General features: G+C 66.9%; 9 protein-coding genes. 3 read left to right on the top strand and 6 right to left on the bottom strand.

Features of this window, described 5'->3' with window-relative positions; translation table 11 throughout:
* Window positions 1-235: 235 nt before the first annotated feature.
* From VFE28_04535 to VFE28_04520, 4 genes are all read right to left on the bottom strand, one after another.
* Window positions 236-1579 (bottom strand): hypothetical protein, encoded by a 1344-nt coding sequence (locus tag VFE28_04535; protein ID HZM15250.1) that lies wholly within the window; start codon window positions 1577-1579, stop codon window positions 236-238.
* Between the two features lie 73 nt (window positions 1580-1652).
* Window positions 1653-2705, bottom strand: a complete 1053-nt coding sequence (locus tag VFE28_04530) for a hypothetical protein (GenBank protein ID HZM15249.1) — start codon at window positions 2703-2705, stop codon at window positions 1653-1655.
* A gap of 401 nt (window positions 2706-3106) precedes the next feature.
* Window positions 3107-4525, bottom strand: coding sequence for a sigma-54 dependent transcriptional regulator (locus VFE28_04525; GenBank protein HZM15248.1), 1419 nt, complete (start codon window positions 4523-4525; stop codon window positions 3107-3109).
* 172 nt (window positions 4526-4697) lie between these two features.
* Window positions 4698-6041, bottom strand: a complete 1344-nt coding sequence (locus VFE28_04520; protein ID HZM15247.1) for an ATP-binding protein — start codon at window positions 6039-6041, stop codon at window positions 4698-4700.
* Between the two features lie 241 nt (window positions 6042-6282).
* On the opposite strand from VFE28_04520, the gene VFE28_04515 reads away from it, so the two are divergent.
* On the top strand, window positions 6283-10608 hold the full coding sequence (locus VFE28_04515; GenBank protein HZM15246.1) for an SDR family NAD(P)-dependent oxidoreductase: 4326 nt from the start codon (window positions 6283-6285) through the stop codon (window positions 10606-10608).
* Here the strand turns inward: VFE28_04515 and VFE28_04510 are convergent.
* On the bottom strand, window positions 10605-11531 hold the full coding sequence (locus tag VFE28_04510) for a DMT family transporter (GenBank protein HZM15245.1): 927 nt from the start codon (window positions 11529-11531) through the stop codon (window positions 10605-10607). The two genes, VFE28_04515 and VFE28_04510, sit on opposite strands and share 4 nt — an antisense overlap.
* 143 nt (window positions 11532-11674) lie before the next feature.
* On the opposite strand from VFE28_04510, the gene VFE28_04505 reads away from it, so the two are divergent.
* Both VFE28_04505 and VFE28_04500 read left to right on the top strand, forming a co-directional pair.
* On the top strand, window positions 11675-12565 hold the full coding sequence (locus VFE28_04505) for an AraC family transcriptional regulator (protein ID HZM15244.1): 891 nt from the start codon (window positions 11675-11677) through the stop codon (window positions 12563-12565).
* A gap of 179 nt (window positions 12566-12744) precedes the next feature.
* On the top strand, window positions 12745-13188 hold the full coding sequence (locus VFE28_04500; protein HZM15243.1) for a VOC family protein: 444 nt from the start codon (window positions 12745-12747) through the stop codon (window positions 13186-13188).
* A 657-nt stretch (window positions 13189-13845) separates the two neighbouring features.
* On the opposite strand, the gene VFE28_04495 is transcribed toward VFE28_04500, so the two are convergent.
* Window positions 13846-14913: a dipeptide epimerase gene (locus tag VFE28_04495; protein HZM15242.1), complete on the bottom strand. Its 1068-nt coding sequence runs from the start codon at window positions 14911-14913 to the stop codon at window positions 13846-13848.
* Between the last annotated feature and the right edge of the window lie 106 nt (window positions 14914-15019).

The following is a 15019-nucleotide window of genomic DNA, read 5'->3' as shown; positions in this document are numbered from 1 at the left end:
CTGAAACCCAGGATCGCCTCGATCCTGGGAGGCGATCTCGAACCGTCGTGTTCCTGCTCTGCAGCGCCGGTGCCACCCCTACGGCAACCCCACCCTATTTTATAAGTATCGCAGAGTCAGATGCTTGGCTGCAGAGCACGGCGCTGGTTGGGGCCGCGCGTGCCGTCGATGTGAACCCCTGGGTACAGGAGAAAGATCCGGTGTACGGCTGGGGGCGCCGCCGGGGGCGACGGGCTCAGTACAGGCCGAAGGTGAGCGCGGTGGAGACGAGCAAGGTGGTGGTGTCGTCGCGGTCGTCGGCGTGGTCTTCGGGCTCGAGGCTGAAGAACAGGTCCAGGTTGAGCCTAGGCGGGAAGTGCCAAGAGAGCATGAGCGTCGACCAGTTGAAGAGGTAGTCGGTGAACAGGACCTCGCTGCCGGCTCGATGGGTGCGGACGCCGATCTCGTTGGAGAACTGCACCCAGAGCGACGGCCCCGGGAGGTAGGAAAGTGTCCCCTTCAGCCCCCACTGGTCGTAGGGGCGGTCGAAGACGCTCCCGGTGCGGCGGAACTCGCCGCGTGGTCCCACTCCAAGGGTGGTGTTCGGCGTGAGCTCTCGCTCCAAGAGGATCTCCACCGACTGCTCCGTGGCGTCGGTGTAGATGCTGTCGGGGAGGTCGTAGTTGGTGACCAACGCCCGGTAGGCCGGGCGCAGGCGGGTGCTCATGCCGAGGGCGGCGCTGAGCGTCAGGTCCGCCTCGTAGTCCAGGTAGGGGCTGCGCGTCCCCGTGTCCCGATAGCGCCGGCGCTCCACCCATTGGTCCAGCGTCAGCGTGTGGGCGCCGAATTCCTGTGTCCAGCCCGCGGTGATCCGATGTGCCCGGTAGTCGATGGCGGTGGAATCCGGCACTTCGCGCCGGCCGTAGGAGTACCCACCCCGGAGCTCGGAGAAAACGCCCCAGCGTCGTTCCACCTCGGCGCCCAGGTCGTGACGCCAGTAGTCGTAGTTGTAACGCGAACGTTGCATGAAGTGGGCGTTCTCCAAGCGACCGGTGCCGCGCAGCCGCCACGGCCCCACGGGCCACACGGTGACGAGAAGGCGCGACGTGTTGGTGAGGTAGTCGCTGGAGAGCGTGTACTGTGAGAGTTCGCGCCAGGCCTTGGTGTGCAAATCATCGAGAATCTGGACGTCGAGGGTGCGAGCACGCCAGCGCAATCCCAGGTGGGTATCGTTTCGTGTCGCTTCCTGGCCGATGCCGAGGCTGTTGGCGAGCTCGAACCAGGCGTTGCCGCGGTGTTCCAAGCCCAGGATCCAGCGGCCGCTCAGCTCGTCGATGAGATCCAGGGTGTCGTCGTCCGCCACGGTGTAGCGCTGGCCGAAGGAGTCGTAGGCCAGGGCCACACTGGAACGCAGGATCCAGGCTCTTTCCGGTGCCGCCAGGAGATCTTGAGCGCCGGCGGGAGAAGAGGTGAGCGCGGCGAGAAGAAAGGCGCCGGCTGGGAAGAACGCGAGCGTCGCGAGCCACGCTGGGACATAGGGAGGCGCCGGGAGCCTCGCAAGGAGCCACGCAGCGAGGAAACGAGCGGGCTGCCCACACATACTTGCCGTCCACGACACGGGGATCGAAACGGGAAAAACCAGACCCGGGCGCAAAGGTCATCGAACCCCGGGCTCAGAGGTCACCGACTCCGGCGAGCTGCACGGCACGGCGAGCCAGGTTGCGGGCCACGCGGGCTTCCTCCAGCGCCTGCTGCAGCTTGTTCTCCAGTCGCAACTCCCGGGCGCGCTCCAGATGGCGCTTGGCGTTCTCGAGAAGCGTCACAGCTTCTGGGCTGGCGGAGTCCTGGACCCTTTGCATCGCATCGTCCACGTAGGTGGCGGTCTCCTCCAGAACGAGATCCACCCGGCCCGCATCCAGCGGCGCCTCGCGGAGACGCATGGCGTTGAGAACGAGCTCGCGAGCCTGCTGCACCAACCGCTCGGCGGCGTCGGGATGGCCGGCGAGGCGCTGGGCTTCCGCCTGCTCGAGGAGGGTTGTGGCGCGCTGCAAGATTTCCTGCGCGCGGGCGTTCTCCCCCGCGTCCGCCGCGGCGCGCTCGAGCAGGTGGCGTGTGTTCTCGAGGATCCGCTCCAGGCGCTGTCCCGGCTCGGGGCGGACGAAACTGTCGAGGAAGCGCATCGTGTCGATGCTGATGCCGATCACTTCCTGGAAGCGCTGCTCGTGGAAGGCTTCGCGCGCCTGTTCGAGGCGTCGGGTCGCGAGCTCCAGGGTGCGCACCGAGCTCTCGTCGGGCACGTCACCGGCGGCGGCTCGAGCTTCCTCGAGACGGCGCTCCAGCCGCTCGAGCGCCTGCTGCGCGCGCTGCTCCAGGTGTGCCTGCTGGGAGGCGATCTGCACGGCACGTTCGGCGAGAGAGCGGGCGCGGAGAGAGAGTTCGAGCGCACGCTGCAGCTCCACCAAGCCGGCGTACGGTGAGAAGGCGATGGTCTTGGCTCTTTCCTGCAGCTGGAAAGCGAAGCTCAGTTGCTCGCGCGCCCGCAAGTTGCCGTGCTCTTCCACGACCGTACGAGCGCGCTCGAGGATCTGGTCGGTGCGTTCGAGCTCGTTTCGCAGGCGCTCGCGCTCCTGCGCCCCCGCGTCGGCCGCGAAGGCGCCGAGGCAGCAGAGGAGGGCGAGCACCACGAGGCCGGCCTGCCGGGCGATGGGGGATGGGTCGTGGCGCATGGTGTCGACTCCTTGCGGGTCGATCCCTCGACAGGGCCTGCCCGGTGTCATTTCCCGCCGGGCCGGCGCTCACCGGCCTCGGGTGCGCGCCTTGTGGCGTTCTCCTCGCTTCCGTCGAGCAAGCCGCGCTCCACGCTGGGGCCTCTGGGAGGCAGAGGCGAACTGGAGCTCTGACAAGCACCTACGGCGCTGTCTCGAATGCTGCCGAGGGTCGTCACCGAATCCGGCTGTACCGTCCCGTACACCACTGAACCAGCGCGAACGCCGCGGATCCAGACACGGAGCCCAGAGGTGATCCATCTCCCGGCGGTGATTCCTCTGCTGCGGCGTCTGAAACCGAGGGCTCAGCTTCCGCCGCTGCGACGCCCAATGCGCCCAGGCACGATGCGCCGCGGCCATCCTCAGATGGGAATGCCGTGCTTCTCCATGCGGCTGTAGAGCGTCCGCCGTGTCATTCCGAGGAGTTTGGCGGCCTCGGTCTTGTTGTTGTTCGTTCGCTCCAGCGCGCGTCGAATGAGGTGCGCCTCGAGGCGGTCGAGGTCGACGCCACCGGCGGGAAGGTCCATCGGCTGATCCGCGCCAGCAGTCCATTGCGGCCCTTGTCCCGCGACCCCGATCGTGGGTCCGGAGAGGCTCGGTGCTTGTCCCGAGATGCCGCTCTGGGGGAAGTGCGTGGCAGTGAGTGGTTGCCCCTGCGCCAGGATCGTGGCGCGTTCCACCACATTGCGGAGCTCCCGCACGTTGCCGGGCCAGTCCTGGGCGCGGAGCTGCTCTGCCATATTGGCAGGCAACTGCGCGTGGGGGTAGCGCAACTCGCGCAAGAAGAACTCGGCGAGGAGCGGCACGTCGTCCCGCCGCGCCGCCAGCGACGGCACCTGAATGGGGAACACGTTCAGGCGGTAGAAGAGGTCTTCCCGGAAGCTTCCCCGGGCGATGGCGCTGGCGAGATCCCTGTTGGTGGCGGCGAGAATGCGGATGTCGACGTCGAAGGACTGGGCGCCACCGAGACGCGTCACCTTGCGCTCCTCGAGAACGCGGAGGAGCTTGGCCTGCACCTCGGCACCCATCTCGCCGATCTCGTCGAGGAAAATCGTTCCGCTCTGAGCGAGCTCGAAGCGTCCCTGCCGGCGCGCCTCGGCGCCGGTAAAGGCGCCCTTCTCGTGGCCGAAGAGCTCGCTTTCGAGCAAGGAATCCGGAATGGCGGCGCAGTTCACCGCGACGAAGGGCCGCGCGGCACGACTGCTCTGCACGTGGATCTCCCGAGCCACGAGCTCCTTCCCGGAGCCGCTGGCGCCCTGGATCAGGACCGTGGCTTCGCTGCTGGCGACGAGACCGATCAGCCGGCGCAGCTCCTGCACGGCGGCGCTTTCGCCGACGATCGGGACGCGCTCCCGGCCCGCGAGCTGGTCACGGAGCAGGCGGTTTTCCTGCGCCAAGGAAACGTTCTCCTGCGCCAGCCGCCGCTTCTCCAGGATGCTCTCCACGATGCGACGCACCTCTTCGATGTCGAAGGGCTTCAGCACGTAATCCGTGGCGCCGAGCTTGAAAGCCTCACGGGCGCTCTGCACCGACGAGTACGCCGTCATCATGACGACATCGGTCTGCGGCGAGTGCTCCTTCACGGCGCGGAGGATTTCCATTCCGTCGGGCGGAGTCATGCGGATATCAGAGATGACCAGGTCGAAGTGGTCCGACTGCAAGCGCTGCAGCGCTCCCGCCCCCGTGGTTTCCACCTGCACGCGAAAGCCCGCCTCCGCCAACTCCTCTCCCAAGAGCTGGCCCATGCGTTTCTCGTCGTCGACGATGAGGATGTGCGGCATGCTCACCTCGATCCCGCCCCATCGGCATGCGCTCGAGCACGGGGCGCACATGGGGCAGCCTAGTCAATGGCAGGTCACGGCGCCAGGATGGACGCGAGTACGCCGGCGCACGGCACCCTGCCACGAACCTGCACCTTGCCACGAGCCGGCACTTCGCCAGGAACCCCCAGGTTCATGCGCTGGGGAGCCGCACCTCGACGCGTGTGCCCCCGCCAGCGGGCGCTTCCATTTGGATCTGGCCTTGGTGCTCCTCCACGATCCGCTGGACGATGGCGAGACCGAGGCCGCTGCCTTTCTCCTTGGTGGTGAAGAACGGCTCGAACACGCGGTTCCGGAGCGCCGGCGGAATGCCGGAGCCCGAATCGGCGACGGCGAGGCAGGCAAAGGATTCCTCCGTTCGCACCTGCACTCGCAGGCGACCGCCGCCGTTCATGGCTTGTACCGCGTTGAGCACCAGATTCATGAGCAGCTGCCGCAGGCGCTGAGCGTCACCGCGCACACTGCAGGACGCGGGCATCTCGGTCTCCAGGGAGACGCGGGCAGACTCCAGCTCGGGCTGCATGAGACGCAGCGTGCGCTGCACGAGCGCGACCAGGTCGAGGCTGGCGAAGCGCGGCGCCTCGTCACGGGCGAAGCCGAGGTACCCGTCCAGGACGGCGCTCAGACGATCCACTTCCTCCTCGATGTAGTCGAACTTCTCGTCCGGAGAGGCGGGGTCGCCATGGAGTTTCTTCAAGCGCGTCGCCGTCGCCCGGATGATCCCGAGAGGATTGCGGATCTCGTGAGCAATGCCTGCCGCCATGCGGCCCATGGAAGCGAGGGTCTCGGCGCGTTGCACTGCGGCCTCGGCACGGGCGAGGCGGCTCTGGGCGCGCGCATGAAAAATTCCCAGCACCACGAGGACCGCCAAGCTGCCGGCGCCGAGCACGAAGAGGGATTGCCCCAACCGGCGCAGACCGGCGAAGAAACGAGCGTCCGCCTCGACTCCCACGGCGAAGCTCGAATCGCCCTGGATCGGGGCGTAGCCCGACATCAGGTATTCCTGCCCGGAGCGATAGAGCGACGTGTGGGCCGGGCTGCCGCGCAGGGCGGCCAGCACCTCGGCCCGGTACAGCGGATCCTGGCGCAGGAGGTCGCCGGCCGTGTGGATGGCGTCGAGAAAAGGCCTGGCCTCTTGGTCGTAGAGCGTGATGTTCGCCAGATCGGCCGCGTCCATGATGGCGGCGAGTCGACTGCGCAAGAGCAAGGCGTCGGTGCCGCTCGCGAACGAGTCGGCGAGTGCCGGCGTCGTCGTTTCCACGTCCTGGCTCGGCTCGAACCAGGCGTTCACCACCTGCTCCGGATCGAGCACGGCACCGAGCGTCTGGGCTAGCGACTCCAGGCGGCGCGCCAGCTCGGCTTCCAGAGCGGCGCGCGTGTCCCGGTACTGTAGCCACAGGGTCACGTTCAGGATGGTGACGGATGCTGCCAGGAAGAGCAGGGCGGCGAGCATGCGGCCGGAACGCGTCGTGGACATGGCGACCTCGGGGAGAGCTCGGGCCCGGTCCTATCCTGCATCCGGGACGGCCCCAGAATCCACCGTCCGCTCCTGGAAGTCTCCCGCAGATCGAGCGAGCAGCTTCGATGCCGGGCGTCGCCATGTTTCGACGAGTCGTGCCGGCTCGCAGTGCAAACGTGTGCTATCATTCCTCGGTCACTTTCGACGAATGGGGTTCCGGCACGACAAACAGCTAACGCTTACTCCTTTGCAGAACAGCATGGCTTCGAGAACGGGGATTCTCCGCAAGAGCCCCTCGCAGCCACGGGCGTCACTCTCCCAGAGTGACGGGGGGCCATTACGTTTCTCGCCTGGCGCGCCCACGATCCTGCCGCAGGCGCTGCGGCGAGCCGCTGACCTTTCCCCGGCACGCGGCATCCTGTACCTGCAACCGCTCGGGGACAAGGTCCAGCAGTCGTACGCGACGCTTCTCGAGCAGGCGCGACGGATCAGCGGCGGTCTACGCGCGCGGGGGCTTCGACCCGGCGACATCGTGCTCTTCCAGTTCCCTAGCGCCAGCGAATTGGTCCCCGCCTTCTGGGGCTGCATCCTGGCGGGCGTCGTACCGACGCCGACAGCCGCAGTCGCGGCGAGCGACCCGCAGCAACCGGCGGCGCGGCGATTCCTCGAGGCGCTGGCTCTGCTCGGTGGTGCCCGCATCCTCTGTACGGCAGCGCTTGCTCCGGTACTGCGAACCATCTTCCTCTCCGCCGGGATTCCCACCTCCGATGTCCTCGTGTTCGAGGATCTGCTGCACAGCCGGCCGGCGGCGCAAGAGCACTCGTCAGCCCCTGATGACCTTGCCCTCCTCCTCCTCACCTCGGGCAGCACGGCGCGGCCCAAGGCAGTGATGCTGAGCCACGCCAACCTGCTCGGCTCCGCCCAGGCCGCGGCGCAACGTCACTCCTTCACGGACCGCGACATCTCGCTCAATTGGTTGCCCCTCGAGCATGTCGGCGGGCTGGTCATGTTCCACCTGCGCGACGTGGTGACTGGTTGCCGGCAGATCCACGTGCCCGCGGAAGCCATTCTGCAGTCGCCGCTCCTCTGGCTCGATCTCGTGCACCGCCATCGTGTGAGCCTCACCTGGGCTCCCAACTTCGCTTACGCCCTTGTCAACGACCGGGCGGAAAGCATGACGGGGCGCCGTTGGGACCTGCGGTGCTTGCGCTTCGTCCTCAATGGCGGTGAGACCATCGTGCCCCAGACGGCGCGTCGCTTCCTCGAACTGCTCACTCCCTTCGGCCTCCCGGAGACGGCGATGCATCCGGCCTGGGGGATGTCGGAGACTTCTTCCGGCGTCACCTACTCGGAGCTCTTCTCGCGCAATGCGACCTCCGCCACCGATGCCTGGGTGGAGGTCGGTACCCCGCTGCCGGGATTGGCGGTGCGGATCACCGACAGCGAGGACCACGTCGTGGCCGAGGGTGACACTGGCGCGCTGCAGGTGCGTGGCGTCGCGGTCACCTCCGGCTACTGGAACGACCCGGAGACCACGCGGTCATCGTTCACGGCGGACGGGTGGCTGCGCACTGGTGACGTCGGTTTCCTGCGGGAAGGGCAGCTCACTCTCACGGGCCGCGAGAAGGACATCGTCATCGTCCACGGTGTGAACTATTCCTGTCACCGCATCGAGGCTGCGGTCGAAGAAGTGGCAGGCGTGGAAACCTCGTTCACCGCCGCTTGTGCGACCCGGGCTCCTGCCGAGCAGACTGACAAGCTCGTGATCTTCTACAGCACGCCGCTGACGGAGGCCGAGGCACGGCGAGAGCTGGCGGAACGCATCCGTGCGACACTGCTCCGCGATATCGGGATCCCCGCCGAGCATCTCGTCCTGCTCCCGCGCCAGCAGATCCCCAAGACCGCGATCGGCAAGATCCGCCGCTCCGAGCTGCGGCGACGCTTCGAAGCGGGCGAGTTTCGAGACACCGCAGCGCTGCCGGGAGGGTTCCATCGGCGAGTCTGGCGCGAAGTTCCTCGACTCGCGCAAGCGCTTCTTCCCAAGGGCCCGTGGCTGGTGTTCGCCGACGAATTGGGTCTGGGAGAATCGCTGGCCCGACGGCTCGCAGAAGAGGGTCACGACGTCACTGTCGTCGTGCCAGGAAAGAAGTTCTTGCGAAGCAGGCCAGGGCAATACGTCGTCGATCCCCATGCTCCGAGCGACTACGGTCTCCTGCTCTCGAGCCTTGAAAAGGAGGGGCTGTCACCGCGCCGCTTTGTGCACCTCTGGACTCATGCAGCCGACAGGCCCTTGCTCACCGCGACCGAGCTCGAGAAGCAACAAGCCCTCGGCCTGCACAGCGTGCTGCACCTCGCGCAGGCGCTGGCTCGAAGCATGAGGACAGAGTCGCTTCGCAACCTCTGGGTCGTGTCGAATGGCGCCTTCGAGGTGCAGCCCGGCGAGGGCGTGGCCTGTGAGAAGGCCGCCTTGCCCGGCCTGCTGAAGACCTTCCCGCGTGAAATCCCAGGTCTCGTCGTCGTCCACTGCGATCTGGCGGGAGCGCAAAAAACAGGAGAGCTGGACGACCTGGTTCGTGAGCTCGCTGCCGCCGCGGTGAGCACCGAGATCGCCTACCGTCACGGCCGCCGCTGGCGGACGCAGCTCGTCAGCACCGAGATACCGCCGGACCTCACCGCTGAGGTGACACCGAAGCACGCTGCCGAGATCCCGCCAGCCGAAAATGCAGCAGGCGTCCCCGCCGCATCCACACCCATCGTCACCGGCGGCTTCTACATCGTGAGCGGTGGCCTGGGTGGCATCGGCGCTGCTCTCGTCCGCGAGTTGCTCAGTCGCCATCGGGCCAGGCTCCTCGTCATCGGGCGAAGGAAGGCGATCGAGGTCGAGGCGACGCTGCGTGATTTGCAGGGACTGGGCGGCGAGATCGTCTACCACTCTGCCGATATCGCGGATGCGGAAGCCGTGGACTCTGCGCTGCAGGAGGCTGTGCACCGTTGGGGCAAGATGCCCGACGGGGTCTTCCATCTCGCCGGACTCTACGAGTCACGTGCGCTCGCCGACGAAACGACGACGACGCTGGCGCGCGTGCTCCGCGCCAAGGTGCTCGGGGCATGGGTGCTGCATCGGCTCCTCCGGGAGCGGGTTGGGGCGCTGTTCGTGAGCTTCTCCTCCATGCTCGGGGATACCGGGGGTGCGCTCCATGGCGCCTATGCCGCCGCCAATGCCTTCCTGATCGGACTCGCACACCAGCAACAGTCGTTGGGAATGCGCGCACACTGTCTCCTGTGGAGTTCCTGGACGAGCACCGGAATGAATCGAGATGATGTGTACGACGCGGCGCTTCGGGCCCAAGGGTACTTGCCGCTCTCGCCCGCAGAAGGTTTGTCGACGCTCTGGGCGGCGTTGCGGTCGGAGCATCCACACCTCTTCATCGGTCTGGATGCGAGAAACCCACGCGTACACCAGCGTCTAGAGTCCCCTGCTGCCGTCCCGGAATCCAAGCAGGACACCAGCGCACCAGCGCCAATTTCCACGGAGGTATCGACGACGGCCAGGATCGTCCCTGCGGTCGTGGCCGCGCCGCGGACGGAGAAAGAGCGCAAGCTGATCCAGATCTGGGAGGAGGTGCTCGAACACTCCCCCATCGGCATGCAGGACAGTTTCTTCGAGTGCGGCGGCGACTCGCTTCTTGCCGTGCGCATCGTGGCGGAGATCGAGGCCGTCTTCGGGATTCACCTGCCCACGGCGGCGCTCTTCCGCGCTCCCACGGTCGAGCAGCTGGCCGCCATGATCGAGCGAGAGCCGCCGCCGCCCTACAGGGTCATTCCGTTGCACGCCGAGGGACGTCGCCTGCCCTTTTTCTGTTTGCCAGGGGGGCAGGACGACACCATGGTTTTTCGCGACTTGGCAACCGCCATGGACGCAGAGCAACCGCTGTACGGCGTTCAGGCCGCGGTGCTCGACGGCCGCGCATCGTGCCCCGCCACGATCTCTGTCGAAGAGGTGGCGGCGCATTTCGTGAGCGAAATCCGCAACGTACAACCGCTAGGGCCGTATCGCCTCGGCGGGCATTGCCTCGGCGGAATCATCGCCTTCGAGGTCGCCCAGCAACTGTGCGACGCAGGCGTGGAAGTCGAGCTCCTCGCGATGATCGATACGATCGTGGTCGAGTCCTCGCCGACGCATGTCGTCGCCCCTCTAGGCCTCCGGCTCGAGCGTCACTGGCGCGAGCTGTCTCACCGCTCTCTGGCGGGCAAGCTCGGATACTTGGTCGGGAAAGTGAAAGGCCACCGCGGCGCCAGGGAGACTCGCCGCCGCGCGCGCCGGGCGGTCGCGTCCATCGAAGACATGGCCCGCCGCTATCGTCCGCGGCCGTATCCGGGCCGGCTCACATTGTTCCTGGCGCGGGATTCCTTCCTCGGGCGCGACCCTCGGCGGGACCCGCGCCTGCGCTGGCGCGGGCTCGCAGAAAAGGGGACCGAAGTGATCCTCGTGGCGGGAGACCACGAGTCGCTTCTACGGCCGCCGTTCGTCGGCGATCTCGCCATGCGGCTCGACCACGCTCTCGCGGGTCCGGCGGCGACTTAGTCTGGCGGCCGATCCCGCCGCCCCCATGCACCAGCTCGGAGGCCCGGGCGCAGCTGCACCAACGCGACACCGGCCAGCATCGCCACGATGCCTCCGATCTGATGCAAGGCGAGGCGTTCACCGAGGATGGGGGCGGCGAAGAAGGCGGTGTAGAACACCGTCGAGGTGCCGAGGATGCTGGCCTCGTAGGAACGGAGGGTGCGCAAGACGTAGTTCCACACGGTGAGACCGATGGTGATCGAAACCACTCCGTTCAGAGCGATGATGCCCCAGTGTCTCCCGCTGGAAACAGTTGGCGGCCAATCCGTGAGGAGACCGACGAGAACCACCGGAAGGCCGCCGATCCACAGGGCGACCGTGGAGACGACGCTGTTGGAGAGACCATTCTCGGTGACGAGGGCCAGCTTGCGGGCAATGTTGTTGGTCGAGGCCAGCGCCAGCACCCCGACGGCCACGTACACCACACCGATCATCTCGGCAGGCGGAGGGATCTCGCGGAAGAACACTCTCAGACCGAGAATGGCGACGAGCGCACCGAGCAGCTGAACTGCGGATGGCTTCTCCCACAGGATCACGATGCTCATCAACATGGTCACGATGCCCACGAAGTTGACCAGGTAGGTGAGCGTCGTCGCGGGCAGCTTGCTCAGCGCGAGCATGAACAGCACCCGGACGATCATGAAGTTGCCGATCCCGATCCAGAGGATGTAGGCCCACACCTCCCGGCCGAGACGCTTCGGGATGCGTTCCCGGCGCCAGGCAAAGGTGTAGAGCGTCAGCAGGTTGCCACCGATGGCGATCTGCAGCCAGACGAAGGTGAAGGCGGGGACGTCGCGCAGGGCGAGCTTCGCCAGCACGCTGGCGACGGAGCCGGCGATGAGCACGGCGGAAGCTTGGGCGATGGCCGTCAGGCGGGCGTTCATGCATTCCCCTGTCCCGACAAGGAGTCGCCATGCGAAAGGCGAAAGCGATACTATGGTTCCATCGGGTGCCAAGTCACGACAGCCCGCCCCACAAGGCCTGGCGCTACGGGGCGTGCACTCAAGGCGGCCGATCGAGGGCTCTCATGCGTAAGCACCAGGTCACACCCAGGGTGTTGACGCGTCCACCGCGACCGTCCCTGCGCCCGTTCGTGCAGACGCTGTGGGCGGTGGGGCCGACGGCCTCGCTGCGGCCGGCCGGTGTCGCCCGCGAGCGCGTGCTGCCGACGGGGGAGATGCACCTCGTCTTCCGTCTCACGGATCACCCGCTCCGGCTCTTCCAAAGCATCGATGACCCTACGGGGCAGACGATCAGCCACGCCATCGTCGGCGGTGTACGCGCCTCGTTCTACGTGCGGGACGTCTCCGAGCCCGTCGGCTCGGTCGGGGCGCAGCTACACCCCAGCGCTTCCGTGCTCTTGTTCGGCGTCCCCGCCGAAGAGCTCGCCGGGCGTCACACGCCTCTGGACGATCTCTGGGGTCCGGTGGCTGCCGAGATGCGCGAACGACTGCAGGAGGCGAGCCCGGAGCAGCAGCTCGAAATCCTCGAGTCGTTTCTCGCGGCGCGACTTCCCAAGGTGCGGGCCCTCCACCCCGCCGTGGCGCATGCCCTCGAGCGCTTCACGACGACCGCCAGCGTGCACGACGTGGTCCGTGAAGGTGGATGGAGCCACCGTCGGTTCATCGAGTTGTTCCGGAGCGCTATGGGGGTCACGCCGAAGCTCTACACGCGCTTGCTCCGTTTCCAGCGCATCATGCGGCGGATGGACACCGACCCGCAGGCCGCGTGGGTCGACGTCGCCCTGGACGCTGGATACAGCGACCAGCCGCACTTCACCCGGGAGTTCCGGGAGTTCGCCGGCGTCACTCCCGGCGAGTTCCGCGCGCTTGCGCCGAGACACACGCACCACGTCCCCGTTCGCCCCTCGAGCGGCGGCCAGGACGCCCCAGGCAGGGATCCCAGCGCCAGGCTCTGAGGTACGGATCCCACGACAACACCTGAGGCCCGGATGAGCAAAGGACTAGAGGCCCGGATCTCCCGGTCCGGCTCTGCGGTGCGACTTTCGGACAGGGGGAGAGGTCAATTTCGTTCAAGACCGGAGGCTCCCCCCGCCTCAAACTGGCCTATGGTGGTTCACGCACAAAGGAGCGACCGATGAAGATCAAAGAGATGTTCCCGTACCTCCACGTCCGGAACGCAGCGCAGGCCATCGACTTCTACAACCGGGCCTTCGGCGCCCAAGAGAAGTTCCGCCTCACCGAGCCGAGCGGCCGCATCGGCCACGCCGAGCTGGACTTCGGCGGCATGACGCTCATGCTGTCAGACGAGTACCCCGAGTGCGGCATCCGAGGGCCACAGGCGGCCGGGGAGACCACGGTCACGATGCACCTGCATGTCGACAACGCCGACGAGTTCATCCAACGCGCCGCCAAGGCCGGGGCCGAGGTCGAGAGGCCGCCGCAGGACGAGTTCTACGGCGAGCGTGGCGGGGTCGTGCGGGACCCGTTCGGCCATCGGTGGAACATCGGGCACAACATCGAGGAAGTCTCACCGAGCGAGATGCAGCGGCGTTACGATGAACTGATGAAGGGCAAGTGAGGTTCTGGGCCCCGAACAGCGCGCACCCTGGTCGCGTCACTCGTCCCACCCATCAGCGGCGTGGAGACCCCCGGTCCGGGAGCGGGATTTCCTCCCCCTCCGGCCCGGAGGTCTCCACCGCCCGCTGACGTCTGCTCTAACAATCGGCTGGTGAAGTAGAGCGCCTAGGGTCTCAGTGAGCTCCATGCTTCGGCAGGAGCGCCCGTGACTGTCGTCACCGCGGGGTTGACGACGTACATCACGAGTGCGACGACGAACAACGCCAGGCACGCGTACATCAGAGCAAGAAACCAGTCCCCTTCGCTGCGGTGACGCCGGGCCGATTGAGGGTCAGGGTGGATGACGCGAAGCTGGACGCGAGTGCCCTCTGTGGAAGCTGCCCTCTCCGGGGTGAGGATTCTGTGTGTGTTCATTGGAGCTCTCCTGTGCATGGCGTCCAAGCTCGGAGCAGGTCGGGACGCCGGGATCCTTTGCCGTTGCGTTCACTGTCTACACAGGCAAGATACGCAGCCGACGCCGGGGGGGTGTCCCAGCGCCGTACAAACTTTGTACCAATTGTGCAAAAACGAACCCCGCCTGATTCAACGTAGAGCTGGGACGCGTCGTCAGCGTGCGTCCACATGGTCCGGGCCGGTGATCACGGTGGTGTCGGTTCGATCAGGCAGGCAAGTCGAAGCCGAGGCCGGGGGCATCCTTGGGGTAGAGGATGCCTTCGCGGAGGATGACGGCACCGTCGGAAGGATCACCTTGCAGGCCGAGGTGGCCGTCGAGGTCGGCGTAGGCGACGTTGGCGCGCGAGAGGGCAAAGTGGAGGCCCGCGGCGATGGCGAGCGCCGCTTCGTCCATGCAACCCACCATGACCTCGTAGCCGGCGGCGCGGGCGACAGCGTTGATCTGCAGCGCCTCGAAGATGCCGCCGACCTTCATCAGCTTGACGTTCACCATGTCGGCGACGTCCTTCTTGGCGAGGCGGAAGGCGTCGCGCAGGCCCATCAGGCTCTCGTCGGCCATGACTGCAATGGGGACGTCGCGGGCCACCTCGCCGAGGAGCGCCGGTTCCCCTTTCGGCGTGGGCTGTTCGAGGATGACGAGCTTGGCCTGGCGCGAGCGGGTCACGAACTGCCGCGCCTGTTCCACCGTGTAGCCCTGGTTGGCGTCGAAGCGTAGTTCGACCTTCTGGCCGACGGCTTCGCGGACCCGCAGCACGCGACTGACGTCGTCTTCCATGTCACGCCCGCCTTTGAGCTTGAGACAGCGGAAGCCGCGAGCCACCCAGTCGCGTGCCCGGGCCACGGTGTCCGCCTCGGAGAGGATGCCGATGGTGACGTTCGTCTCGATGCACTCGCGGTAGCCACCGAGCAAGCGCCAGAGCGGCAAGCCGCATTCCTTGCCCAGGAGATCGTGCAACGCCATGTCGAGAGCGGCGAAAGCCGCGGGCTGCGGGCGCAGCGCTGGGCGCAGGCGGTGGTGCTGCAGGCCCACGCGCGTCGGATCGGCACCGACGAGCAGTGGCGCCGCTTGTTCATGGATGGCGTGAAGGACGCTCTCCGCGCTCTCACCGGTGATGGGCAGATCGGGTGCCGCGCAGCCGTAGCCCACGTGCGGCCCGTCGGTCTCGAGGCGAACGAAGACGTTGGTCGTGGACTCGATGCTCTCGTAAGCGATGGCGTAGGGCTCGGAGAGCCGCATCGTCACCGGCCAGGCTTCGACGCGCGTGATCCTCATGCGGAACTCCTTCGAGGGAGGCGCACGCACCCTCACGGGCGAGTTACGCGGGCGGTCGAGTGATCGGCCAAAGCTGAGGGGCTGCTTCCGCCCGGCGTTGTCTGAG

The organism is Candidatus Krumholzibacteriia bacterium (assembly GCA_035649275.1).
Lineage (GTDB): Bacteria > Krumholzibacteriota > Krumholzibacteriia.
The sequence above is the reverse complement of the archived record's forward strand: the minus strand, read 5'-3'. Positions and strand labels throughout refer to the sequence as shown.

Bases quoted from the DNA above. Each gene is read 5' to 3' on its own strand.
- VFE28_04520 (HZM15247.1), bottom strand. From the start codon at position 6,041: ATGTCCACGACGCGTTCCGGCCGCATGCTCGCCGCCCTGCTCTTCCTG.
- VFE28_04535 (HZM15250.1), bottom strand. From the start codon at position 1,579: ATGTGTGGGCAGCCCGCTCGTTTCCTCGCTGCGTGGCTCCTTGCGAGG.
- VFE28_04500 (HZM15243.1), top strand. From the start codon at position 12,745: ATGAAGATCAAAGAGATGTTCCCGTACCTCCACGTCCGGAACGCAGCG.
- VFE28_04515 (HZM15246.1), top strand. From the start codon at position 6,283: ATGGCTTCGAGAACGGGGATTCTCCGCAAGAGCCCCTCGCAGCCACGG.
- VFE28_04530 (HZM15249.1), bottom strand. From the start codon at position 2,705: ATGCGCCACGACCCATCCCCCATCGCCCGGCAGGCCGGCCTCGTGGTG.
- VFE28_04510 (HZM15245.1), bottom strand. From the start codon at position 11,531: ATGAACGCCCGCCTGACGGCCATCGCCCAAGCTTCCGCCGTGCTCATC.
- VFE28_04525 (HZM15248.1), bottom strand. From the start codon at position 4,525: ATGCCGCACATCCTCATCGTCGACGACGAGAAACGCATGGGCCAGCTC.
- VFE28_04495 (HZM15242.1), bottom strand. From the start codon at position 14,913: ATGAGGATCACGCGCGTCGAAGCCTGGCCGGTGACGATGCGGCTCTCC.
- VFE28_04505 (HZM15244.1), top strand. From the start codon at position 11,675: ATGCGTAAGCACCAGGTCACACCCAGGGTGTTGACGCGTCCACCGCGA.